This window comes from Photobacterium sp. NCIMB 13483 (genome assembly GCF_003025475.1).
In the GTDB taxonomy this organism is placed as follows: domain Bacteria; phylum Pseudomonadota; class Gammaproteobacteria; order Enterobacterales; family Vibrionaceae; genus Photobacterium; species Photobacterium piscicola.
Genome location: NZ_PYLV01000012.1, coordinates 49,476 through 73,356 on the forward strand (window position 1 = coordinate 49,476; position 23,881 = coordinate 73,356).

At 39.6% G+C, this 23,881-nt stretch carries 19 protein-coding genes; 9 read left to right on the top strand and 10 right to left on the bottom strand.

Annotation, left to right across the window (positions count from 1 at the left end; all coding sequences use genetic code 11):
- Window positions 1-27: 27 nt before the first annotated feature.
- The 3 genes from C9I86_RS11170 to C9I86_RS11180 form a co-directional block, all read right to left on the bottom strand.
- Window positions 28-1,557 (bottom strand): SpoVR family protein, encoded by a 1,530-nt coding sequence (locus tag C9I86_RS11170; RefSeq protein ID WP_107276373.1) that lies wholly within the window; start codon window positions 1,555-1,557, stop codon window positions 28-30.
- Between the two features lie 106 nt (window positions 1,558-1,663).
- Complete coding sequence (locus C9I86_RS11175) at window positions 1,664-2,935, bottom strand: YeaH/YhbH family protein (RefSeq protein WP_107276374.1); 1,272 nt, start codon at window positions 2,933-2,935, stop codon at window positions 1,664-1,666.
- 25 nt (window positions 2,936-2,960) lie between these two features.
- Complete coding sequence (locus tag C9I86_RS11180) at window positions 2,961-4,895, bottom strand: PrkA family serine protein kinase (RefSeq protein ID WP_080157960.1); 1,935 nt, start codon at window positions 4,893-4,895, stop codon at window positions 2,961-2,963.
- Between the two features lie 553 nt (window positions 4,896-5,448).
- On the opposite strand from C9I86_RS11180, the gene C9I86_RS11185 reads away from it, so the two are divergent.
- A complete protein-coding gene (locus tag C9I86_RS11185) occupies window positions 5,449-5,829 on the top strand; it encodes a VOC family protein (RefSeq protein WP_080158163.1) in 381 nt (126 codons plus the stop codon).
- A 50-nt stretch (window positions 5,830-5,879) separates the two neighbouring features.
- Here the strand turns inward: C9I86_RS11185 and C9I86_RS11190 are convergent, their stop codons facing one another.
- Together C9I86_RS11190 and gap are read right to left on the bottom strand one after the other, a co-directional pair.
- Entirely contained in the window at window positions 5,880-6,755 is an 876-nt protein-coding gene (locus C9I86_RS11190; RefSeq protein WP_080157959.1) for a D-hexose-6-phosphate mutarotase, read from the bottom strand.
- A 349-nt stretch (window positions 6,756-7,104) separates the two neighbouring features.
- Window positions 7,105-8,100, bottom strand: coding sequence for a type I glyceraldehyde-3-phosphate dehydrogenase (gene gap, locus C9I86_RS11195; RefSeq protein ID WP_080157958.1), 996 nt, complete (start codon window positions 8,098-8,100; stop codon window positions 7,105-7,107).
- 335 nt (window positions 8,101-8,435) lie between these two features.
- Between gap and msrB the strand changes: the two genes are divergently transcribed.
- Window positions 8,436-8,825 carry a peptide-methionine (R)-S-oxide reductase MsrB gene (gene msrB, locus C9I86_RS11200; RefSeq protein WP_080157957.1) on the top strand — a complete coding sequence of 130 codons (390 nt, stop codon included), beginning with the start codon at window positions 8,436-8,438 and terminating at the stop codon, window positions 8,823-8,825.
- A 75-nt stretch (window positions 8,826-8,900) separates the two neighbouring features.
- Here the strand turns inward: msrB and C9I86_RS11205 are convergent, their stop codons facing one another.
- Window positions 8,901-9,686 carry a DUF2989 domain-containing protein gene (locus C9I86_RS11205; RefSeq protein WP_107276375.1) on the bottom strand — a complete coding sequence of 262 codons (786 nt, stop codon included), beginning with the start codon at window positions 9,684-9,686 and terminating at the stop codon, window positions 8,901-8,903.
- 234 nt (window positions 9,687-9,920) lie between these two features.
- Between C9I86_RS11205 and C9I86_RS11210 the strand changes: the two genes are divergently transcribed.
- Window positions 9,921-10,244, top strand: coding sequence for a YeaC family protein (locus C9I86_RS11210; protein WP_107276376.1), 324 nt, complete (start codon window positions 9,921-9,923; stop codon window positions 10,242-10,244).
- A 3-nt stretch (window positions 10,245-10,247) separates the two neighbouring features.
- On the opposite strand, the gene C9I86_RS11215 is transcribed toward C9I86_RS11210, so the two are convergent.
- The 3 genes from C9I86_RS11215 to sppA form a co-directional block, all read right to left on the bottom strand.
- Window positions 10,248-10,922 (bottom strand): glutathione S-transferase family protein, encoded by a 675-nt coding sequence (locus C9I86_RS11215; protein ID WP_080157954.1) that lies wholly within the window; start codon window positions 10,920-10,922, stop codon window positions 10,248-10,250.
- Window positions 10,923-11,067: 145 nt separating this feature from the next.
- Window positions 11,068-12,081, bottom strand: coding sequence for an asparaginase (gene ansA, locus C9I86_RS11220; RefSeq protein WP_107276377.1), 1,014 nt, complete (start codon window positions 12,079-12,081; stop codon window positions 11,068-11,070).
- A gap of 233 nt (window positions 12,082-12,314) precedes the next feature.
- Window positions 12,315-14,162: a signal peptide peptidase SppA gene (gene sppA / locus C9I86_RS11225; RefSeq protein WP_080157952.1), complete on the bottom strand. Its 1,848-nt coding sequence runs from the start codon at window positions 14,160-14,162 to the stop codon at window positions 12,315-12,317.
- A gap of 218 nt (window positions 14,163-14,380) precedes the next feature.
- Here sppA and C9I86_RS11230 point away from each other — a divergent pair, with 218 nt between their 5' ends.
- The 5 genes from C9I86_RS11230 to C9I86_RS11250 all read left to right on the top strand — a co-directional run bounded on the left by C9I86_RS11230 (window position 14,381) and on the right by C9I86_RS11250 (window position 21,562).
- The gene (locus tag C9I86_RS11230) at window positions 14,381-16,393 is read left to right on the top strand and encodes an FAD-dependent oxidoreductase (RefSeq protein ID WP_107276378.1); all 2,013 of its coding nucleotides are present in this window, start codon (window positions 14,381-14,383) and stop codon (window positions 16,391-16,393) included.
- A gap of 76 nt (window positions 16,394-16,469) precedes the next feature.
- On the top strand, window positions 16,470-17,018 hold the full coding sequence (locus C9I86_RS11235; protein WP_080157950.1) for an NAD(P)H nitroreductase: 549 nt from the start codon (window positions 16,470-16,472) through the stop codon (window positions 17,016-17,018).
- A gap of 258 nt (window positions 17,019-17,276) precedes the next feature.
- Window positions 17,277-18,311: a selenide, water dikinase SelD gene (selD, locus tag C9I86_RS11240; protein WP_080157949.1), complete on the top strand. Its 1,035-nt coding sequence runs from the start codon at window positions 17,277-17,279 to the stop codon at window positions 18,309-18,311.
- Window positions 18,311-19,399, top strand: coding sequence for a tRNA 2-selenouridine(34) synthase MnmH (gene mnmH, locus C9I86_RS11245; RefSeq protein WP_080157948.1), 1,089 nt, complete (start codon window positions 18,311-18,313; stop codon window positions 19,397-19,399). Before selD ends, mnmH begins: the two co-directional genes overlap by 1 nt.
- A gap of 216 nt (window positions 19,400-19,615) precedes the next feature.
- Window positions 19,616-21,562: a DNA topoisomerase III gene (locus C9I86_RS11250; RefSeq protein WP_107276379.1), complete on the top strand. Its 1,947-nt coding sequence runs from the start codon at window positions 19,616-19,618 to the stop codon at window positions 21,560-21,562.
- Window positions 21,563-21,625: 63 nt separating this feature from the next.
- Here C9I86_RS11250 and C9I86_RS11255 read toward each other — a convergent pair whose 3' ends face one another.
- Window positions 21,626-23,257, bottom strand: coding sequence for a GGDEF domain-containing protein (locus C9I86_RS11255; protein WP_107276380.1), 1,632 nt, complete (start codon window positions 23,255-23,257; stop codon window positions 21,626-21,628).
- A 306-nt stretch (window positions 23,258-23,563) separates the two neighbouring features.
- On the opposite strand from C9I86_RS11255, the gene C9I86_RS11260 reads away from it, so the two are divergent.
- Window positions 23,564-23,821, top strand: a complete 258-nt coding sequence (locus tag C9I86_RS11260; RefSeq protein ID WP_235865934.1) for a hypothetical protein — start codon at window positions 23,564-23,566, stop codon at window positions 23,819-23,821.
- Window positions 23,822-23,881 lie beyond the last annotated feature (60 nt).

A 23,881-nucleotide genomic window follows, 5' to 3' on the forward strand; every position in this document is an offset into this window, starting at 1 on the left:
TTTTTTATATTGTGGTTGAGGCTGATGTTATATATCAGTGTTGTACTGCGTATTTGCCGGACAAGTTGCTATAATTTTTCCACGTCCATCTGGTAATTCCTCTTCGAGGGTCACTCTAAATCCCCATAGTCGGTGCAGGTGTTTTATCACTTCGGCATGACTGTCTGCTAATGGTATTCGATTGTGTGGAATATAACGTAATGTTAATGAACGATCTCCTCGAAGTGCCACGTTCCAAACTTGTAAGTTAGGCTCATTATTGCTGAGGTTGTATTGAGACGATAACTTTTCTCTAATGGCGCGATAACCTTCTTCATTATGGATAGCACTGACTTCAACATAGTTATGACGGTCATCATCATCGACAGCGAAAAGCTTAAAGTCACGCATTAATTTTGGCGATAAAAACTGGCTTATAAAGCTTTCATCTTTGAAGTTTTCCATTGCAAAATGGAGAGTATCGAGCCAATTTGATCCAGCAATATCAGGAAACCAATATTTATCTTCTTCGGTTGGATGATCACAAATACGACGAATATCTTGGAACATTGCAAACCCTAACGCGTAAGGATTTATGCCATTGTAATAAGGGCTATTGTATTCAGGTTGTGCGACCACATTAGTATGGCTGTGTAAAAATTCCATGATGAATCGATCTGTTACCAATCCTTCATCATAGAGGTGGTTTAGAATTGAATAATGCCAAAATGTTGCCCAACCTTCGTTCATGACTTGGGTCTGTTTTTGTGGGTAAAAATATTGGCTAACTTTACGTACTATACGCACTAATTCTCGTTGCCATGGTTCCAGTAGTGGGGCGTGTTTTTCAAAGAAATAGAGAATATTTTCTTGTGGTTCTGATGGAAAACGTTCTTCTTCTAATATGGTTTCTTTGGCTTGGTGTTGGGGAATGGTGCGCCATAAAGAATTGACTTGAGATTGCAAATAATCTTCACGGGCCTTCTGGCGTGCAGTTTCTTCAACTAGTGATATTTTTTGAGGGCGCTTGTAGCGATCAACGCCATAATTCATCAAGGCATGGCATGAATCGAGTAGTTTTTCTACATCATCAACACCATATTTTTCTTCGCATTCTGTAATATATTTACGGGCAAATAATAGATAATCAATGATAGAACTGGCATCAGTCCAAGTTTTAAACAGGTAATTGCTTTTAAAGAAAGAGTTGTGCCCATAACATGCATGTGCCATTACGAGGGCTTGCATAGTAATGGTGTTTTCTTCCATCAGATAAGCGATACAAGGATCGGAATTAATTACGATCTCATAGGCTAAGCCCATCTGACCATGTTTGTAGCCTCGCTCAGTTTCAATAAAGCGCTTACCAAATGACCAGTGGTGGTAGTTGATAGGCATTCCGATACTGGAATAGGCATCCATCATTTGTTCGGCAGTGATAACTTCAATTTGATTTGGGTAAGTATCAAGGCGATAGTGTGCAGCTACACGCTTAATTTCAACGTGATATTGTTCAAGCAAATCAAAAGTCCAATCTGGTCCATCACTGAGTGGTTTTGTTGTTGTCATTATTGCCATCACTCAATCTCCCCATGTTTGTCCACTCGATACTGATAAGTTGGCATAAATCGGCACAAGGCTTATGCTGTGCCGATTATGGTTAGTATCATAGAGTAGCGTTAATTTAACTGACTTGTTTTTTAAATAATTCCCTAAACACGGGGAAAATATCTTCAACAGTTTTAATATTTTGCATCGCAAAATTCTCATGGCTGCTGTGTAACGCTTCATACTCTCGCCATAATGTTTGATGTGCTCGACGAGTGATTTCTATGTATGAATAATAACGTGTTACTGGAAGTATGTGTTTATCAAGCAATTCACGACAACCTGGGGAATCATCTGCCCAATTATCGCCATCAGATGCTTGTGCCGCATAAATATTCCACTCTTCGGGACGATAGCGTTGTTTAACGATGTCATGCATCATTTTCAATGCACTTGATACTATTGTGCCACCGGTTTCTTGAGAGTAGAAAAACTCATGCTCATCCACTTCTTTTGCTTGAGTGTGGTGACGAATAAACACCACTTCAACATTTTTGTAAGTACGGTTTAAAAATAAATACAGTAATATATAGAACCGCTTAGCAATATCTTTTGTCGCCTGATCCATTGAGCCGGATACATCCATTAAGCAAAACATAACCGCCTGACTTGATGGTTGTGGACGACGTTCGTAGTTCTTATATCGTAAGTCAAATGTATCAATAAATGGAGTACGGTTAATCTTTTTCCGTAGCACGTCAATCTCTTGTTTAATCCGTTCTTCTTCAAACGGTTGAGCAGGCTCAGTTGTAAATAATAACGCCAGTGCTTGCTCTAGCTCTCGTACTTTACGCCGCTTACCTGCGGTCATTGCGGTTCGTCTTGCGAGTGAATTTTGCAATGATTTTACGATAGCGATATTTGATGGTACGCCTTGTGATTTATACCCAGCACGAAACGTTTTCCATTCTACAAGTTGATTAATCGCGTTTTTTTGTAAATTAGGTAATTCTAAGTCTTCAAACAATAGATCAAGGTATTCGTCTTTTGAAATTTGGAAAACAAAATCATCTTGTCCATCGCCATCAGGACTTGCTTGACCTTCGCCCGCGCTGCCTTGACCACCACCTCCTTGTGGTCGTTCGATGCGATCGCCGGGACTAAATTGGTCATTACCTGGGTGAACGACTTCTCGTTGCCCACCTTTACCTTGATGAAAGGTTGGTTCGCTAATGTCGCGAGAGGGGATGGTTATATCCTCACCACTATCGACATCAGTAATCGAACGTTTATTTACTGCATCAGCGATTGACTCTTTAATTCGCTGTTTATGACGGCGTAAAAAACGTTGGCGATTGACGGTGCTCTTATTTTTACCATTGAGCCTTCGATCAATAAAGTGTGCCATAGTTCCCCCCTTTGTTGTCAGTTGGTTACGACGACTTACGCACGCGTAAGTACCATTCAGACAATAAGCGAACTTGTTTGCGGGTATAGCCTTTCTCCATCATTCGAGCAACAAAATCATCATGTTTTTTCTGCTCGTCTGTTGAGGTTTTCGCATTAAAGGAAATAACCGGTAACAGCTCTTCTGTATTAGAGAACATTTTTTTCTCAATTACAGTACGTAGCTTTTCATAGCTAGTCCAATTTGGATTTTTACCTGCATTATTGGCACGAGCACGAAGAACAAAATTAACAATTTCATTTCGGAAATCTTTTGGATTACTGATACCTGCAGGTTTCTCAATTTTCTCGAGTTCATTATTGAGCGCAGAACGGTCAAACAATTGGCCTGTATCAGGATCACGATACTCTTGATCTTGAATCCAAAAGTCAGCATAACTTACATAACGATCAAAGATGTTTTGGCCGTATTCTGAATAAGATTCCAGATAAGCGGTTTGAATTTCTTTACCAATAAATTCAACATATTTAGGCGTTAAGAAGCCTTTGAGATGCTCTAGATATTTTTCAGCAATATCTTGTGGGAATTGTTCACGCTCTATTTGTTGTTCAAGCACATAGAATAGGTGAACAGGGTTAGCCGCAACTTCAGCATGATCAAAGTTAAATACACGTGAGAGGATCTTAAAGGCGAAACGGGTTGATAATCCATTCATGCCTTCATCAACGCCCGCATAGTCACGGTACTCTTGATATGATTTTGCTTTTGGATCGGTATCTTTAAGTGTTTCACCATCATAGACACGCATTTTTGAATATACACTTGAGTTTTCAGGCTCTTTTAGACGTGATAGCACAGTGAAACGCGCTAGAATTTCAAGGGTACTTGGTGAGCATGGTGCCGATGATAGCTCACTGTTTTGTAATAATTTTTCGTAAATACGCATTTCTTCAGAAACCCGTAAACAATAAGGAACTTTAACGATGTAAACACGATCGAGGAAGGCCTCATTAGTCTTATTATTACGGAATGTCTGCCACTCTGATTCGTTTGAGTGCGCTAAAATCATGCCATCAAAAGGCAATGCTGATAGTCCTTCAGTACCGTTATAGTTACCTTCTTGTGTGGCTGTTAATAATGGATGTAGCACTTTTAATGGTGCTTTAAACATCTCAACAAACTCCATTAAGCCTTGGTTTGCTTTACATAAGGCTCCTGAATAACTGTATGCATCGGGATCATCTTGCGAGAAATGCTCAAGTTGGCGAATATCAACTTTACCGACCAATGATGAAATATCCTGATTATTTTCATCACCCGGTTCCGTTTTAGCAATACCGACCTGATCAAGAATCGAAGGGCGCACTTTTATCACTTTAAATTGAGTGATATCACCACCAAATTCATGTAATCGTTTGGCAGCCCATGGCGACATAATACTATTAAGATAACGGCCAGGAATGCCATATTCATCTTTTAGTAATCCACCATCTTCTTGTTTATCAAACAAACAGAAAGGATGATCATTGACTGGGCTACGTTCGCCATTAGCCGTAAGAATATAAATCGGCACTTTTTGCATTAAACTTTTAAGTTTTTCAGCTAATGATGATTTACCACCACCAACAGGGCCTAATAAATAGAGAATTTGTTTACGTTCTTCAAGTCCTTGAGCCGCATGTTTAAGGTAAGACACAATTTGTTCAATGGCTTCTTCCATGCCATAAAAATCTTTAAAGGTGTCATAACGTGATATTACGCGGTTGGAAAATAAGCGGCTAAGATGTGGATCTTGTGCGGTATCAATCATTTCTGGCTCGCCAATAGCCATTAGAAGACGCTCTGCTGCGTTGACGTAAGAACTACGATCGTCTTTACAGATATCAAGGAATTCTTGTAATGAAAGCTCTTCGTCTTTAGCTTCTTCATAGCGCTGACGATAGTGGTCAAAAATACTCATAGTATGCCCCCTGAATCGTTCTTATATTTGAGAGTAATTAATGAAAAACATAGTGTTTTTGCATTGCTTACTTATTTAAGCCTAGTCTGAACTTGCTACTTTGTATTGGAGAATTACTGATTGGTGAATAAATTTTTTCACAGTTGATAGGATAAAATTGCCGATTAAATAACCGATACCAATCACTATCCTTTAATTTAAAGGGTTTCGCAAGCTAATTTGTTGTAAAGTTATTGTATCTATGTTGTTTTTGTGTTTGTAGGTGATGAGTTTATCAGTTGGATGTAAATGCTATGACTTATATGCTTATTAGTTTTTATTACTGATTAAGTATTTAGTTATGAAGTAAATGTTTTGATTATGTATTAAAGGCAGTTTTATTGTGTTTTTTTGTCATAGCGTGATTTTTTTGCTCTGTCTTAACATTAAGAGCGAATGATAAATTGTAAGAATCTAAGGGGGCATACTCATTTTTTAACACAAAAGGCAAATGACTGATTTAATCTCAATATGGACGGTCATGTTAGTGTTTAAAAGTATGGAGCGAGATGTTATGTCTATTTGTCGAGTTGATACGGTATCAATTCCAGTCACAGATCAAAATCAAGCACTGCAATTTTATCGTGATGTATTAGGGTTTGAATTAATAAGAGATCATGCTGAGAATCAACAAACTCGGTGGGTACAACTGGTGCCAAAAGGGGCTGAAACAACGATCAGTTTAGTAAAACCTTTTGCGGGGATGGAAGCGGGAGGGGTACAAGGTTTAGTGGTTCAAACTCATGATATTCAATCTACATATCAAGAGCTTAGCAGTCGAGGTGTGGCACTATCTGAAATTATTACAATGATGGAAGGGCGATTTGCGACCTTTAATGATCCTGATGGCAATGGTTGGGTATTGATTGAATCAAATGGCACCATGCTAGCATAACATCACTAGCCAGATCGTAATCTTGCTAGTGATGGAGAAAGCATTATGAATTAGTGCTGGACGGCAATACGAGTTGCTAAGGTATGTGACTGTCCTGGTTGTAGCTCAATAGTTGGGGTATGAATTGTTGATTCAACACACACCATGGTTTCAAAGCTATTGTTTGCCATGTCAGCCATGCTTATTGATAATTGTTGCCAAGGGTTCCAAATAACGGCTGCATTATCACCGTCATTCGTTACTGCAATAGTACGTTGGTTATTTTTGTCTGCAATTAGAATCGTTGGTTGAGGCTGAGTATATACACGATCCGTTTCTGCGCTAAAGGTTAATACATCACTACCTTGGCATGCTTTTCCTGCTTGAGTGCTATCTAAATATGCGTGACCCATACCCGTTATTGAAACATTGTTGATATCTGCAATATTAAAATAAGTGTGTAGTGCACCGCCAAATGACCAAGGCTGAGTATCTGTATTGGTTGATGATAAACTCACTTTTAGCTCAGCATTCATTTCAAATGTGATTTGGTTATGGAATTTATGTGGCCAAATTTCACGAGTTTGTTGGTTATCTTCAAGGGTCAAAGAAACAATAACGCCATGCTCATTTTCACGGTGTTGCGATAATGTCCACTCACTTGTACGAGCAAAACCATGAGAAGGAGTTCCTGCTTTACCAAACCATGGCCAACAAACAGGAATACCACCACGAACTGCTTTTGTTAGATCAAATTCAGCATTTTCACTTAGCCAAATAACATCTTTTTCACCCGCAGGTTTGAACCAAAGTAGATGGCCACCATGGAGAGAAATTCCCGCTTCTACCATTGGGTGAATAATGCGAATAATTTTCACACCTTGATATTCGCATACAGTAACAGCATCAGATAATGCATTAATTGTCGAAAGTTGACGTAAATCCATCTTCTTTTCCTTAATGTTGAGTGGCGAAAGCGCCCATTGGTGATGATTTTGGTTATATTCAGCGCAAAATCATAAACAATGAAAACTTATTTTTCGTTTTAAAATATCAAAGAATATTAAGATTTATTTGTTATTTTTGTAACATATTTGATCTGAATATTTCATGTGCTATACATTAAACAGGGCTGCGGTGGTTATTTTATAATTTATTCGTTCTAAGTGAGAATGATGACGGCATGTTATTTTTGGTTGAATTGATAATTACCATATTTTAGATGTAAAAAAGGCGACACCCTTAAGCGTCGCCTTTTACTATCTGCTTTCAAAGAAAGTCAGCTAATTGCTTACATTACTTAGAGATGTGAGCGATTAGGTCTAGAACTTTGTTTGAGTAACCGATTTCGTTGTCGTACCAAGATACAACTTTAACGAAGTTATCGTTAAGTGCGATACCAGCTGCAGCATCAAAGATTGAAGTGCGAGTGTCGCCATTGAAGTCAGTTGAAACAACTGCATCTTCAGTGTAACCAAGAACGCCTTTTAGAGAACCTTCAGAAGCTTCTTTCATTGCAGCACAGATAGCTGCGTAAGATGCGCCTTTTTCTAGGTTAACTGTTAGGTCAACTACAGAAACGTTAGCAGTTGGTACGCGGAAAGCCATACCAGTTAGTTTGCCGTTGATTTCTGGAAGAACAACGCCTACTGCTTTAGCAGCACCAGTTGATGAAGGGATGATGTTCTGAGAAGCACCACGACCGCCACGCCAGTCTTTAGCTGAAGGACCATCTACAGTTTTTTGAGTTGCTGTAGTAGCGTGAACTGTTGTCATAAGACCAGAAACGATACCGAAGTTGTCGTTTAGAACTTTAGCGATAGGCGCTAGACAGTTAGTAGTACAAGAAGCGTTAGAAACGATGTCTTGACCAGCGTAAGTTGTATCGTTAACACCCATTACGAACATAGGTGTAGCATCTTTAGATGGGCCAGTTAGAACAACTTTCTTAGCGCCAGCTGTGATGTGCTTACGTGCAGTCTCGTCTGTTAGGAACAGGCCAGTTGCTTCAGCTACTACGTCAACGTTGATTGCATCCCACTTAAGATCTTCAGGGTTACGCTCAGCAGTTACACGTACAGTTTTACCGTTAACGATTAAGTTACCGCCTTCAACTTCAACAGTACCGTTGAAACGGCCGTGAGTTGAGTCGTACTTAAGCATGTATGCCATGTATTCAACGTCGATTAGGTCGTTGATACCAACAACTTCGATGTCTGTGCGCTCTTGAGATGCACGGAAAACAAAACGACCGATACGGCCAAAACCGTTAATACCTACTTTAATTGTCATTACAGTTGCTCCACAACTTAATTTCTAATGAAATATAACTGGCAGTAAAATTACAGAATCCTTTGCAAGCCTGCAAGCAAAAAAAACGTTTAAATTGCTTGAGGTCAAAAAAAAGTTCGGATTTCTTTACATTTCCACTACATCGCCGTTAATTTATACAAATGTTGTTTAAATTAACGGCGCAGTAATTATTTACTCTTAACTGTTTGTTGCAATAATCAAAAACTATTTTCGAGTCTATGTGACTTTTTGCACAAGAAGTATGTGGTACAGTGACCCCAAATTGCAAATATATTTATTCAATTTACTTAAAATACAAGAAAGGCAATAAAAGAATGAATCAAAAAGATAATGCATATTGGCAGGATAAGTTATCTACTGATGCTTATCGAGTGTGTCGTGAGCAAGCAACAGAAGCTCCCTTTAGTGGCACACTGTTACATAATCGTGAGACTGGTGTTTATAGTTGTACTTGCTGCGAGCAGCCTTTATTTGCTTCTGCTAATAAATATGATTCTGGCTGTGGTTGGCCGAGCTTTGACGCACCTATCACGAAAGAGTGTATTCGTTATTTAAATGATGATAGTCATGGCATGGTACGGACGGAGATTCGGTGTTCACAGTGTGATAGCCATTTAGGGCATATTTTTCCTGATGGACCGCCATCAACAGGTGAGCGATTTTGTGTTAATTCAATTTCACTGCTTTTCTCTACCGATAATTAATCTGCTGCTGTGTACTCGTGACGGTTTAAGATAATCGCGCTGAGATCTTTATACTATGGTGAGTTGTTATGGCTATTACATCATAATATCAGTGCGATGGTATTGACCGTTATTCAAGGTTGCAATGATGTTGAGTGTCACACTATCTAATTTTTTTCGCTCGTTTTCAGTCAGCTTAAATGGGTTATGAAGTGTTATTTTTTGAGGTGTATTATTGGGTTGATAATGGGTACTGATATTAGCCCAGACATAAGCTGCTGCCATGTTGTGTTGCTGATAATATAAGGTTGAAAGAGAGTGTAATATACTGATATTAATATTATCTTTTGCTTTATAAAGGCTGAGGCTATGATGCAGAAGATCGATTGTCTTAGGCTTATCTTTATTAACATAATAGCGAGCCAGTGCTAATTGTAATTCAGGGTGTTCAAGTTTTTTATCACCTTCAAGTGCAATAAATTGTTGTTTAGCTATTGGGTCACCCTGACTCCAACGATAATAAATAATATGTGGATCTTGAGAGGATTGTAATTCTTGATTGAGCCGTTCAATACTTTCATAACTATGATATAGCGCTTGTATGCGTTTGGTCTTACGTTGCTTTAATTCTGTTGGCTCAATGCGTGCGGCATACTCAAGACAGAACTGATATTCCTTGGTTGCTTTTAACTCTTTAAATTTGTGTTGTTCTGAGGGGGTTTGCAAGGTGTCATAACGTTGCCATATAAGGTTCGTTCGTTGAATGCGACATTGACCATCATTAAGATTTAATGGTTGGCATACGTCGGGGTTATCATCACATAGATTCTCTGTGGTACGGTAATGATCAAAGCAACCACTCAGTAAAAGTGGTAATAACATTATGGCTTTTACATTTCGTAGTGAGTGTGACGATACTGTACGTGCGAACAATAAAACAAAGTTCAAAAGATAAACTCATAAAAAAGCGATAATTAAATTTAGCAGTATTATTTTTTTTGTAAATGAAACTGTTACTGCAAAGTAATTTAATATGATAGGTCTACAATGAATAAATATGTTTTTTGATATTGACCTAAAATATGTCATGCAACCATGGTAAATAAGGATAAGAATATGGATGTTAATCAACTCTTAGCGGCAATGACGCCTGACGTTTATCAGCGTATTTTAACCGCAGTTGAGACAGGTAAATGGTTGGATGGCTCAACATTAACTCCCCCATTACGTGATAGTGCAATGCAAGCGGTGATGCTGTATCAGTCTCGGCATAATATCAAGGCCGATCACATGACGGTTGCTGCTGGTGGTGATATTAAATTTAAATCAAAAGCGGAATTTAAACGGGACTTTGCTGTTGATGTCACTGCGGTGCCTCGTGACACTGAAAATACGTCCCATGACAATGATATTGCTCGCTTTGATCATGATCAGTTGTAATTATCATGTTGATGAGTGCGGTAAAATCATGGGTTCACAATAGAAATCTTGTAATTGATGATCTTCTTCTGCGATAAGATTGGCTATCCATGGTTCCTGTTCTATTCGCTGTAGATAAGCATGTAACTGTGGATAATGCGGTTGTAAACGTAACCCACTCATCCATCCGCTTCGAAAGATACTCCATAAACTAATTTCAGCCATTGAAAAATGATCGCTGACATAACCTTGCTGTGGAATTTGTTGGTTAAGGTAGTGCAGTACATCTGGAAGATGATGAGTTAAACATTGCTCAACGGCTTCTTGATCGCAACTTTTGTTTTGCATTTTTTGACGTAATATTTTTTGATAAAACAGTACTCCTCCAATTAATGATGTGACACGAGTTGCTGCGTATGATTCAAGCCAGCGTATTTGAGCTCGTTGTTGTGCATTGCCTGGATATAGTGGTGGAATGGGATAAACATCATCTAAATAATGCGCAATAACTGCGGAATCAATGATGGTTAATGTTCCATGCTCAAGTACTGGAACTTTTCCCATGGGGTGGCGTTTGTGTGCAAGTTCCTTTTCAAGATAAGGATTAAGCGGTTGGAGTTCATAGCGAATACCTTTGTAATTGAGTGCTAGCATTATTTTTCGTACAAAGGGAGATATCGAGGTGCCATGTAAAATCATAGTGGTCACTTATTGCTTGGCTCAATGAGCGATAATATTGCAATAAGTGTAGTTGGCTTTGTTATTGTTGGTGGTAGAAATCATGATCAAAAAAAGAGCCATAGCGGCTCTTTTTTGCATCGGTAATCAACAGTGTGATTATCGATTAATGGGTTAATTCACCACGTAAATCTTGTTGCATCAGACTACGGACCGCTTCAGTGGTAAGGTCTTGGCTTAATAAATAATGTAATTTAGCCAATGCAGCTTCAGGGGTCATATCATAACCACTTAAGACACCTGCTTCAGCAAGCGCACAGCCTGTTGCATACCCACCCATATTCACTTTACCTGATAGGCATTGAGTTAAGTTCATTACAATAACGCCACGATCTGTTGCCGCTTTGAGTTGCTCAAGCAATTCTTTATTTTGTGGCGCATTACCGACACCAAATGTCAGTAGTATCATTGCATTGACGGGTTGACGTAATGTGTTACGGATCACTTCAGGAGAAATGCCCGGATACATTGTGATAACCCCAATTGGTTGCGGTGTAATACTATGGACTTGAAATGCGCCGTCAGGCTTTTTATCTATTTGGGCAATGTTATTAACAGTAATATTGATTCCCGCTTCTAATAGCGGTGGTAAGTTTGGCGAAATAAACGCACCAAAACCATCAGCATGTGCTTTAGTACTGCGATTACCACGGATCAATTGGTTATTGAAAAATACGGTGACTTCATTGATTGGGTAATTAGCCGCAATATGAAGAGCATTTAACAAATTACTTTGACCATCAGAGCGTAATTCAACCAATGGAATTTGTGAACCAGTCACAATCACAGGTTTGTCTAAATTTTCAAACATAAATGATAATGCTGATGCGGTGTAAGCCATGGTATCAGTACCATGTAAAATCACAAAACCATCATATTTATCATAATTAGCTTTTATATCATCTGCAATTCGCTGCCAATCCATGGGGGTCATATCTGATGAATCAATCAGTGGTTCATACTCATTGATAGTGAACTCTGGCATTTCTGAACGATGGAATTCTGGCATGCTTGCCAATTGTTGCTGCATAAAACCAGCAACAGGAACATAACCATGATCCGACTTTTGCATACCAATAGTACCGCCAGTGTAAGCGATGTAAATGTGTTTTCTTTCCATTTTTAAGCTCAGAATGAACGAATGAGTGCGCGTATTATACGCAAACTGCATGAAGATGCGAGGTTAGTTAGATTTGTAGTGTGATTGTATGAGTTAAAATGTGATCGTAGCAGAGTATGCTGATTTATTACACAGTATCAGTGTAAATGACTGTTAACTAATGGTGGGTTGTGGTGTGTGAATACATTAAAAAACCCGGCCAATATTGACCGGGCTACTGACAATTGTTGTCTTTAATTAACCGTGCTGCAATTTAAGCAAAAAGCATAACGGCCATTAGGATCGTTAAAATTAGTGAGTGAAGTAAGATCTTTAGCAACTTTTGTCACTGGCGCTAACGTGGATGGCATATCGCCCAGCACCATAGTTGCGATTTTAGCGGTTACTTCGCCAGACATTTCTTTAAAGAATTGTTGTACTGGTGAGAGTGGTTGTTGCATCCATACTAATTGATAATCTTTTACTTTCGCTAATTCAACAGCAGCAGTAATGGCGGTATCGAAGTCACCTAATTTATCAACTAGACCACGTTGCTGCGCATCTTTACCTGTCCATACGCGGCCTTGAGCAATTTTATCTGCTTGAGCTAACGTCATATGGCGGTATTTACTGACTAAGCCAATAAAACGTTGGTAACCATTATCAACCCCAAGTTGGAATACTTTTGCAACACCGTCAGGTAGCGCACGCGTAACTCCCACACCAGAGAATGGTGTCGTACCAACCCCATCACTGTAAACGCCCAGTTTTTCTAAGCCTTTTTCAAAGGTGGTTAAGATTGCAAAGATACCAATAGAGCCGGTGATTGTTGTTGGTTGAGCAATGATCTCGTCGGCACTGGAGGAGATCCAATAACCGCCAGAGGCTGCAACACTCGACATTGAGACTACAACTGGTTTGCCCGCTCTTTTGAGAGCATCAACGGCATTACGAATAACCTCTGAGGCGAAAGCGCTACCCCCTGGGCTATCAACCCGTAAGATTACTGATTTCACTTGTTTATCAAAGCGTGCTTGGTTTAATAGTGAGGCAATAGTGTCACCGCCAGCAGAACCTTGGCTACTTTTACCATCAACAATGGCACCGTTTACGATAACAACGGCCACTTTATTTGGTGATGGTTGTTGATCATCAACCAGTAATGGTAGGTAATCGTAATAGCTAATCTGTTTAAAGCTATGTTTGTCGTTAGCACCAAAAGTATCTATTAAATATTGGGTCATTTGATCACGAGTGACGAGTGAATCAACTAAACCTAATTTTTTACTCAATTGAGCAAAGTCGCCATTAACAGATTTCAGTTGAGTAATAAACTCATCGATATTGGGTGTTAATGTTTGCGGTTTTATTTTGCGGTTCTTTGCGACATCGTCACTGAATGCGCCCCATAACTGGGTTAACCATACGGTATTGGCTTCTTTGGCTGCGGCTGACATGCCATCACGAATATAAGGTTCAACGAATGACTTATAAGTACCTACGCGGAACACATGGGTGGTTACATCTAGTTTAGCCAGTAAGCTCTTATAATACAGAGTGTAAGTGCCATAACCTGTTAGCATTACGCCACCGTCTGGCGATAAAAAGACTTTATCTGCATAACTGGCGAGGTAGTACTGGCTTTGGGTGTAATTGTCACCATAAGCATAAACAGGTTTGCCTGATGCTTTAAATTCTTCAATGGCTTTTGCGATATAACGCATTTTGGTTAAGCTGGTTTCAGACATGTCTTTAAGGTTAAGTACCAAACCTGTGATGTCTTTATCTGTTGCTGCTGCGCGAATCGCTTCAACAATATCAAATAATACATTTTGTTTTACATCAGGCTTACCTAACGCCTCACTCATTACACTATCAAGTGGATTGTCATAATTACTTTGTTCAACAATTGGACCTGAGAGGTTGAGCACTAACGCTGAGGGTTCGGTAGTATCGGTGGTCTTATCTTCATCGGTTAATGCAAAAATTATCGCGCCAATAATTAGAACGAATAAAAGGTTGAGGACAAATTTGCGAGTAAAGTTAATCAACTTCCCGATAGCGAGGAAGAATTTTCCAATCCTTGAGAATATGGCTTTCATGAAAATTCCTGATAATGGTGATAGCGATATCGTAGCGTAGTCACTGCTGAATTACAGTGTTTTTACGGTGTAATTGTTATTAATAGTAAAATAAACGTACGTGATTGATTATAAATATTGAGGCGCATCATGTAAATGTTGCTTTTTTGTTAATTTGGGTTGATATTGCGGTCTAAGCTCAAATATACTGGTCTGACCATGATGATTAGGAGCTGCTTATGAATGATAAACCGTTTCCTCATTTATTGACGCCGCTGGATCTGGGTTTTACTCAATTACGTAATCGAGTCTTAATGGGCTCAATGCACACCGGATTAGAAGAAGAACGGGGAGGCTTTCATAAACTCGCGACGTTTTATGCCATTAGAGCAAAAGCTGGGGTTGGGCTTATTGTTACGGGCGGTTTTTCTCCTAATTTTCGTGGTCGATTACATCCGTTTAGTGCTGAATTTAGTAACAATCGCCATGTGCGTAAACACCGCAATATTACCACTGCAGTGCATCAGCAAGGGGGGAAGATTGCGTTACAGTTATTGCATGCTGGGCGTTATGCAATGTCACCGTTTGCGGTAAGTGCCTCTGCTATTCGTTCTCCTATCTCTAAATTCACCCCAAGCAAAATGAGTCATCGCCAAATTAATAATACCATTAATGATTTTGCACACAGTGCTGAGCTTGCGCGCGAAGCGGGTTATGATGGGGTTGAGTTAATGGGTTCTGAAGGCTATCTCATTAATCAGTTTATTTGCCAGCGTTCAAACCAACGTTACGATGACTGGGGGGGCAGTTATGACAATCGAATTCGTTTTGCCATTGAAATTGTTCGCGCTGTACGAACGCGTGTGGGCGATGATTTTATTATTATCTTTCGATTATCAATGTTGGACTTAGTTGAACAAGGGAGCACTTACGATGAGGTGGTGCAGTTAGCGCTTGAATTAGAAGCGGCAGGTGTCACTATTTTAAATACTGGTATTGGCTGGCATGAAGCACGGGTTCCTACCATTGCCACTCAAGTGCCACGAGCTGCATTTGCTTGGGTTACTGAGAAAATTAAACAACAAGTCTCTATTCCAATAGTGACCTGTAATCGCATTAATACGCCGCAAGTTGCTGAAAATATTTTGGCTCAAGGGCAAGCCGATATGGTGTCGATGGCGAGACCATTTTTAGCCGATCCTGAATTTGTCTTAAAAGCAGAGCAAAACCGAGCCAATGATATTAATACCTGTATTGGTTGTAATCAGGCATGTTTAGATCATGCTTTTGTTGGTAAACGCGCCAGTTGTTTAGTTAATCCTCACGCATGTTATGAGACAGAATTGGTGTTAACGGCGGTTGCTAAGTCGCGAAAAGTGGCGGTTATTGGTGGTGGTCCTGCGGGAATGGCGTGCGCTGTTGCTGCGGCAGAGCGCGGATTTAAAGTCGATTTATATGAAAAAAACACCCATGTCGGTGGGCAGTTTAATCTGGCGATGCAGATCCCCGGTAAAGAAGAATTTAAAGAAACCATCCGCTATTTTACTCGGCGCTTAGAGCAAACGGGTGTTGTGGTACGGTTAGGCGTTGAAGCAAATGTCGAGCAGTTGCTTGATTATGATGAGGTTATTATTGCTACGGGAGTACAACCTCGAATACCGCCAATCACGGGGATTGATCATTTGAAGGTGATTGATTACCAAACTTTAATTCGGCAGCAAAAAGTTGTAGGGGAAAAAGTCGCTATCATTGGTGCGGGTGGCATAGGGGTTGATGTCGCTACCATGCTGACAGAACCAAGTGAGTATGATCTTGATAGCTGGTTGAGTGAATGGGATATTGATAAAAGTCTATGCCATAGTGGCGGTTTATTACCTTCAGACGATTATATTAGTCCACGACAAGTATGGTTATTACAACGTCGACCAGGAAAAGTAGGCAAAGGCCCTGGACGCACAACGGGGTGGATCCACCGCCGTACATTAGAAAAACGCGGCGTTAAACTATGGGCGGGAGTGCATTATCAAGCTATCGATGATGAAGGCTTGCACCTTATTATTGATGGGCAACCACAGACATTAGATGTCGATAATATTGTTATTTGTACCGGTCAAACATCGGTCGATAATTTATCGCAACAGTTAATCCAGCAAGGTGTGTCAGTGCATGTGATTGGTGGTGCAGAAGATGCTAGTGAAGTCGATGCAAAACGGGTGATCCGTCAAGGGGTTGAATTAGCTGCTAAGTTATAATTATGATGGCTTGTGTTCTGCGCTTTAACTGCCTTATTATATGAGAAACAATAATTATTTTCATTTTGAGGTTGTTATGGACGCGCTATCACTTCTGCTTAATCGTCGCTCATTACCAAAATTAGTTGAGCCAGCACCTGCAGGTGATGTTCTTGAGAATATCTTTCGTGCAGGATTACGTGCTCCTGATCATGGTGGCTTAACGCCGTGGCGCTTTATTGTTTCTCAAGGTGAAGGTTTAACCACGCTAGCAAATATTTTAGTTGCGGCAGCGAAAGCGGATCATCTCGATGATTTTGTAATTGAAAAAGCCTCAAAAGCACCTTTTCGTGCACCGATGGTGATCACTGTTGTTAGTAAAGTGACCTCTGGCCATAAAGTCCCAGTTATAGAACAACATTTATCTGCTGGTTGTGCTGCACAAGCAATGCAAATGGCAGCAGTAGCACAAGGATACTCTGGTTTTTGGCGTACAGGTTCTTGGGCATATCATCCCGTGGTTCGTGAAGCATTAGGTGTTACGGGCGAAGACATGATTGTTGGTTTTTTATACCTCGGTTCAATTGGTTGCCGTGAAGCGAAAGTCCATGAACGCGATCTTGCTCAATACGTTGAATATTTGTAATTACTGATATACAACAGATGTAACATTAACTCGCATTTAACTCTTCACTGATGTGACTGCAGGGTTAAAAATGGAAGGTGATAGCTATTTTTCGGTGTTAAACCGTGAATAGCATCACCTTTTTTATTCCTTATTGATGACTATTACTGCCAATGTGGATTTGTTTTAATAGAAAACGGTCGCTTTTTAGTTGGAAAGATGACAGTTGTCGAGGGCAGGAGTAGAATCGCTGGTTCTTTCTATATTTTGGAGCGTGTCATGGAAAATGTTCGCCTAACACAATACAGCCACGGTGCCGGATGTGGTTGTAAAATTTCTCCCCAAGTACTTGATACTATTCTTCGTACTCAATTAGCACCTTTTGCTGATCCTAATTTACTGGTTGGTAATGAAAGTAAAGATGACGCTGCCGTTTATGATATCGGTAATGGTCAAGCAGTGATCAGTACCACTGACTTCTTTATGCCAATCGTTGATGACCCGTTTGATTTTGGTCGTATTGCTGCGACTAACGCGATCAGTGATATTTACGCTATGGGTGGCAAACCTATCATGGCGATTGCTATTTTAGGCTGGCCTGTAAATGTATTGTCACCTGAAATTGCGCAAAAAGTGATTGATGGTGGCCGTTCAGTGTGTCGTGAGGCAGGTATTTCTCTTGCTGGTGGTCACTCTATTGATGCTCCTGAGCCAATTTTTGGCCTTGCTGTAACAGGATTAGTAAGTACTGATCGTGTTAAACGTAATGACAGTGCAGAAGCGGGTTGTCATTTATACCTAACTAAACCATTAGGTATCGGCGTATTAACAACGGCTGAAAAACAATCTAAGTTGGCTGATGAGCATAAAGGTTTGGCACGCGATTGGATGTGTAAGCTAAATAAACCTGGTGCAGACTTTGCTGATGTTGAAGGCGTAAAAGCGCTAACTGACGTAACAGGTTTTGGCCTAATGGGTCACTTAACTGAGATTTGTGAAGGCAGTAACCTAAAAGCAAAACTTTGGTTTGATAAGATTCCAACATTACCGGGTGTGTATGATTACATCGCTCAAGGTTGTGTTCCTGGTGGTACAGAGCGTAACTTTATGAGTTATGGCCACAAAGTGGGTCAAATGACGGATCAACAAAAAGCATTATTATGTGATCCTCAAACATCAGGCGGCCTATTATTAGCCGTTGATCCAAGTAGCGAAGCTGAAGTACAAGCCATTGCTAAAAAACATAACATCTTGCTGGAAGCGATTGGTGAACTTGTGCCGATGGATGGCGATACCTTTATTGAGGTTTGCTAATGTCGCGTCCCAATTGCGAAGATTTCCGTCATCTGTTTGTGAACGATACACCATTAATGGATATGCGTGCACCGGTTGAATTTACTCAAGGTGCATTCCCAACTTCTCATAGTCGTCCGTTAATGACGGATGATGAACGTGCAGCTGTTGGTACGTGTTATAAAAATAAAGGACAAGATGCAGCCATTGATCTTGGTCATAAGCTGGTTAATGGTGACGTTAAAGCAGAACGTGTAGCGCAATGGAAAGCATTTTGTGAAGCAAATCCTGACGGTTATCTTTATTGTTTCCGTGGTGGTTTACGATCTCAAATTACTCAACAATGGCTTAAAGAAGCGGGTATAGATTATCCGTTTATCACTGGTGGCTATAAAGCATTACGTCGTTATTTAGTTGATACTATTGATGAAGTTGCTGCTAAACCAATGTCTATTGTTGCTGGTAATACGGGTAGCGGTAAGACAATTATGGTCAATGTTCTTGCTAATGGCCTTGATTTAGAAGGTGCAGCACACCACCGTGGTTCATCGTTTGGTCGTTATGTTACGCCGCAACGAACTCAAATTGCATTTGAGAGTGATCTTGCTGTACAGATGGTTAAAAAATTAGATCGTGGCATTGAACACTTCGTGTTTGAAGATGAAGGTAAAAACATTGGTTGTGTTACTGTGCCTTTATCAATCAATCGTGCAATGCAAGAAGCTGATATTGCTGTTATTGATGATCCAGTAGATGTACGTTTAGCACGTCTATTAGATGATTATGTCGTTAAAATGCAACGTGATTATGTGGCTCATTACGGTGAGGAACAAGGTTGGATTTTATTTGCTGAGTATTTAGAAAAAGGCATGTTCAATATTCGTAAACGTTTAGGTTTGGAACGTTATGAAGTAATGCTGAAATCACAGCAACATGCAGTGAAAATGATGCAATCTAACGGCTCATTAACTGAGCATGATGCTTGGTTAGCGCCTTTGCTAGAGCAGTATTATGATCCAATGTATACTTATCAATTAAGCAAAAAAGCAGATCGTATTGTATTTAGAGGTGATTATCACCAAGTACAAGATTGGTTAGCCGCTCGATAGTTTATTGATATCTACAGATTAAATGAAAGCCAAATATATCTATTAATATGATGTGTTTGGCTTTTTTATTAGCTAGTCATGTCAACCTTGATGATCTTGCAAGATCAATTGCAAAAAACAAACAGATAACTACTGGTTTAATATCCAGTGTTATGTTGCTGTTAGCATCCATTTTCGGTACAGTCTTACTATTAATCCTTTCAGATAAAGATCCCCATGAGTTGCTTATATATAGCTGAAAAACCAAGCTTAGGCCGAGCAATCGCTGCTGTATTACCTCGCCCTCATAAAAATAATACCGGCTATATTGAAGTAGGGAATGGCGATATTGTCACTTGGTGTATTGGGCATTTATTAGAACAAGTCGAGCCTGATGCTTATGATGAACGCTATAAAAAGTGGCACTTGGAAGACTTGCCGATTGTGCCTCAGCAATGGCAATTAATTCCTCGAAAAGCCGCTAAGCAACAATTAGCGGTGATCAAAAAATTGGCGAAAACAGCAACTGCAGTGGTACATGCTGGCGATCCCGATCGAGAAGGACAGTTGCTGGTGGATGAAGTGATTGATTACGTCAAAATATCCAAAACCAAAAAAGAAGCGGCACAACGACTGCTTATTTCAGATTTAAACCCAGCAGCAGTTAAAAAAGCTTTAGCCACAATGCGCAGTAACCGTGATTTTATTCCGTTATCAGTTTCAGCCCTTGCACGTTCGCGTGCCGATTGGTTATATGGCATGAATATGACCCGTGCTTATACTTTGTTGGGGCAAAAGGGCGGTTATCGCGGCGTATTATCGGTCGGTCGAGTGCAAACACCGATCTTAGGGCTGGTTGTTCGACGTGATGATGAGATTGCTAATTTTGTCGCCAAACCGTTTTATGAAGTATTGGCATTAATCACTTACGGTGAACAAACGATTTATGCCAAGTGGCAGCCAAGTAAATCATGTGAACCTCACCAAGATTCAGAAGGGCGAGTGCTTAATCGTAAGTTATGTGAAAACGTGGTGGCACGGATTAAAGGCCAAGCTGCAGAAGTAACCGAATCTGAGCGTAAACAAACTAAACAAGCGCCACCGTTACCATATTCATTATCCGCGTTACAGATTGATGCGGCGAAACGGTTTGGCATGAGTGCGACTGATGTATTATCGACTTGTCAGTCATTATATGAAAAACATAAAGTGATCACTTACCCTCGTTCTGACAGTCGCCATCTACCATTGGATCATTTGAAACAAGCGAATGATGTGTGTCGTGCGATTGCGACAACGGATAATCAGTTAGCTTCTGCAGTGGATAATGCGAATACAGCATTAAAATCAAAAGCATGGAATGACAAAAAAGTGGATGCTCACCATGCGATTATTCCTACCCCTAAATCTTCATCAGTATTAACGGGTTATGAAGCGAAAATATATCAATTAATTGCTCGCCAGTACTTAATGCAATTTTATCCAGCAGCTGAATATGCTGATGCTAAGTTAGTATTCACTATTGCTAATGGGCTCTTTATTGCTAAAGGTCGTCAGTTAATGTCACCAGGTTGGCGAGCGCTATTAGGGCGTGATGATAAAAAAGAAGACAGTGATTTAGCTGATAAAGTACCACCGTTAGATAAAGGCACGGTATTGGTATGTCGTGATGGTGAGATCAAAGATAAAATGACGGAGCCACCAAAAGCGTTTACTGAAGCGACGTTATTACAAGCAATGACGGGTATTGCTCGGTTTGTATCTGATGCGTCATTAAAGAAAATATTGCGTGATACCGATGGTTTAGGCACAGAAGCAACGCGAGCGGGTATTTTAGAAATGCTGTTTAAGCGCCAGTTACTACAACGCCAAGGTAAAGCTATTCATGCATCAGAGGCGGGGAAAGGCTTAATTTACGCTTTACCTGATAGCTCAACTTATCCTGATATGACTGCGCATTGGGAGCATCAACTGCATGATATGGCAGATAGAAAATGTGCGTATCAACCATTTATGGCAGCGTTAGAACAACAAGTTACTGCCTTGATGGATCAGGTAAAAATCAGTGATGTACCACCAAGTTTACGTTCATTGACTTCACCTGAGTTTACCCCGCGAACGAAGAAGCGCAGTTATGCAAAGAAAGGGTCGGCAGCTAAAACAAAAGCTAAGTCAGCACCTTAGCGTAATAGCTAATTGATGATGCTGGCTTAGTTTTAATATGTATCAGTATTTATTGCATTATATTCATGCTGATAATTCAGGTAAAAGAACGCGGAAGCAGTCTTTCCCTTCGGCTTTTGCTTGATATAGTGCGGTATCAACATGTTTGAAAAATGCATCATAGGTTGTTGTTTGCGATGGAATAATAGTACTGACACCAATACTGATTGTGACAATAGCGGGAGCGTTATTATTTAATTCAAGACATGGAAATGGCAACGCTATTTTATGCATTGCATTAAGTAAGCGTTGCGCATTATTGACCGCGGCTTGTTGGTCTTGTCCTGGTAATAACAGTACAAACTCTTCGCCACCATAACGGGCAAATAACGTTCCAGCTCGACGTTCAACTTTAGACAGCACCGCGGCAATGGTTTTTAAGCATTGATCACCAGCGGCATGACCGAGTTTATCGTTATAAGTTTTGAAATTATCAATATCTAAGATGAGTAATGATAGTGGTAAACCGAGCCTATTTGCTCGACGCCATTCAGTCATTACCGTTTCATCATAGACTCGGCGATTAGCAATATTTGTAAGTGCATCAATTCTAGATAATTTCTGCAGCTGTTCATTGGCTTTATTGAGCGCTTTGGTTCGGCTTTGTACTCGTTGTTCGAGATCATGATTGAGCTTGATAAGTGTATCTGCTGCTTGTAGTCGTAATATATGTTGTGAAACAATAAAACCATATTGTTTCAACAATTGATGGTGATAATTACGCAATGGTTGTCCTGTAAGTAAATTATCACAAGCAATCCATCCGATAGGCGTATCTTCATCCCATAGCGCAATATAAGCACTCCAACCAAAGCCAATTTGTTGTAAATCATGGTAGAGTGGGGTGTTTTCTTGAAATGCGATATATTCTTTATCTTTTAATGTCTTAGATGCAAACCATTGATTAGGAATATCGGAATGAAAATAAAACTCATCGACAGTATTCCCTTGAATATCAGTGCCGAAAGTACCGTGCATTTTTTGTTGTTCATCAAATAGAAAAATCGCCATTCTATCGATATTAAGTCGTTTTTTTCCTTCATCAACAGCAATAAACAGCATGTCTTTCATTATGTTACTACGCCATAATTGAAAAGAAATTTCATGCATACCCTGTAGGTAGTTTAATAATGATTGTTGTTGTTCTTTACTTGAAAGTAATTCTTTTTCAGCGTGTTTACGGCTGAGACTATGGCTTTTTGTCGTTTGCTTTATTAAGCCAGCGGTAATTTCTGTGGCTAATAATGCGGTTAATATCGTGAGGTGTTTCGGTTGTAGTGTTGAGGTTAATGGTGCTGCAATAGTTAAATGACCAATAATCTTTGCATGGTATTTTAATGGAACTAATATATAACGATAATTTTTAAATATATCAATTGATGCTTCAGTTTTATTAGCATAGTAATGAATGTTTTTATAATAATATTCATTTGCTGTCGGTATTATTGTTGGTGGAAAATAATATTGTATACCTTTACTGTTTAGCTCTAATAATAATTTCCACTCGTTATTTGATTTAATAATAAGTTGCAGATGATTAATTGAAAAACTTTGAATAAGATTACGGCAGACTAATTCACAAATAGTTCTAAGGCTATGAGCATTACTGCATTGTTTAGTAACTGTTTGATAGAAAGATGAAATCTGCGCGTTCATTAATACTCTATTCCATGAGTCAGTTAGTGAGTGACGGTGTTATTGTTAACTATTATCTGCGAAATTAGCAGGATATATGCCACAAGTTAGCGATATATTCTGTTTTACACTAAAAAGTGAGATCTAATTCATCCTTTTGTCACACTTATTCTTATTTATATTACAACTAAATCAGCCGTTATTATCTATTTTTAAGCCATGCTAGTAAAAATATAATATTAAAAAATAATGAATGTTGTTATTAACGTTATTGGATACTTATATAAGTAAAAGGTTAACGAGATGAAGCGGCTATTATTGATAAATATGATAAGTATTATAAGCTTGAGTGTATTAAATGGTTGCAGTAGTAGCCGTCATCAGCAGTTAGCTGAGTTGGGGTTTGAACGAGCCTATCTTGATGGGTATCAGGATGGTTGTTATAGCCGTTCAGTTGCGGGTAATACGTATCTTGATGGTTTTCGACGTGATCCTGAACGAATGGCAACAATATTAAAATACCGTAATGGCTGGCAAGATGGATTTGAACATTGTTACGCGGATAATCGAACGGATTATCTCTAACTACTGCCGCTAATCGTATAAAAAAAGCAGCTCGAAAGCTGCTTTTTTAGTGTTATATAA

Coding starts and splice junctions, on each gene's coding strand:
- C9I86_RS11230 (WP_107276378.1), top strand. CDS start 14,381: ATGAATGATAAACCGTTTCCTCATTTATTGACGCCGCTGGATCTGGGT.
- C9I86_RS11210 (WP_107276376.1), top strand. CDS start 9,921: ATGGATGTTAATCAACTCTTAGCGGCAATGACGCCTGACGTTTATCAG.
- ansA (WP_107276377.1), bottom strand. CDS start 12,081: ATGGAAAGAAAACACATTTACATCGCTTACACTGGCGGTACTATTGGT.
- gap (WP_080157958.1), bottom strand. CDS start 8,100: ATGACAATTAAAGTAGGTATTAACGGTTTTGGCCGTATCGGTCGTTTT.
- C9I86_RS11190 (WP_080157959.1), bottom strand. CDS start 6,755: ATGGATTTACGTCAACTTTCGACAATTAATGCATTATCTGATGCTGTT.
- C9I86_RS11180 (WP_080157960.1), bottom strand. CDS start 4,895: ATGAGTATTTTTGACCACTATCGTCAGCGCTATGAAGAAGCTAAAGAC.
- C9I86_RS11260 (WP_235865934.1), top strand. CDS start 23,564: ATGATAAGTATTATAAGCTTGAGTGTATTAAATGGTTGCAGTAGTAGC.
- mnmH (WP_080157948.1), top strand. CDS start 18,311: ATGTCGCGTCCCAATTGCGAAGATTTCCGTCATCTGTTTGTGAACGAT.
- C9I86_RS11255 (WP_107276380.1), bottom strand. CDS start 23,257: ATGAACGCGCAGATTTCATCTTTCTATCAAACAGTTACTAAACAATGC.
- C9I86_RS11250 (WP_107276379.1), top strand. CDS start 19,616: ATGAGTTGCTTATATATAGCTGAAAAACCAAGCTTAGGCCGAGCAATC.
- msrB (WP_080157957.1), top strand. CDS start 8,436: ATGAATCAAAAAGATAATGCATATTGGCAGGATAAGTTATCTACTGAT.
- C9I86_RS11175 (WP_107276374.1), bottom strand. CDS start 2,935: ATGGCACACTTTATTGATCGAAGGCTCAATGGTAAAAATAAGAGCACC.
- sppA (WP_080157952.1), bottom strand. CDS start 14,162: ATGAAAGCCATATTCTCAAGGATTGGAAAATTCTTCCTCGCTATCGGG.
- C9I86_RS11215 (WP_080157954.1), bottom strand. CDS start 10,922: ATGATTTTACATGGCACCTCGATATCTCCCTTTGTACGAAAAATAATG.
- C9I86_RS11205 (WP_107276375.1), bottom strand. CDS start 9,686: ATGTTATTACCACTTTTACTGAGTGGTTGCTTTGATCATTACCGTACC.
- selD (WP_080157949.1), top strand. CDS start 17,277: ATGGAAAATGTTCGCCTAACACAATACAGCCACGGTGCCGGATGTGGT.
- C9I86_RS11185 (WP_080158163.1), top strand. CDS start 5,449: ATGTCTATTTGTCGAGTTGATACGGTATCAATTCCAGTCACAGATCAA.
- C9I86_RS11235 (WP_080157950.1), top strand. CDS start 16,470: ATGGACGCGCTATCACTTCTGCTTAATCGTCGCTCATTACCAAAATTA.
- C9I86_RS11170 (WP_107276373.1), bottom strand. CDS start 1,557: ATGGCAATAATGACAACAACAAAACCACTCAGTGATGGACCAGATTGG.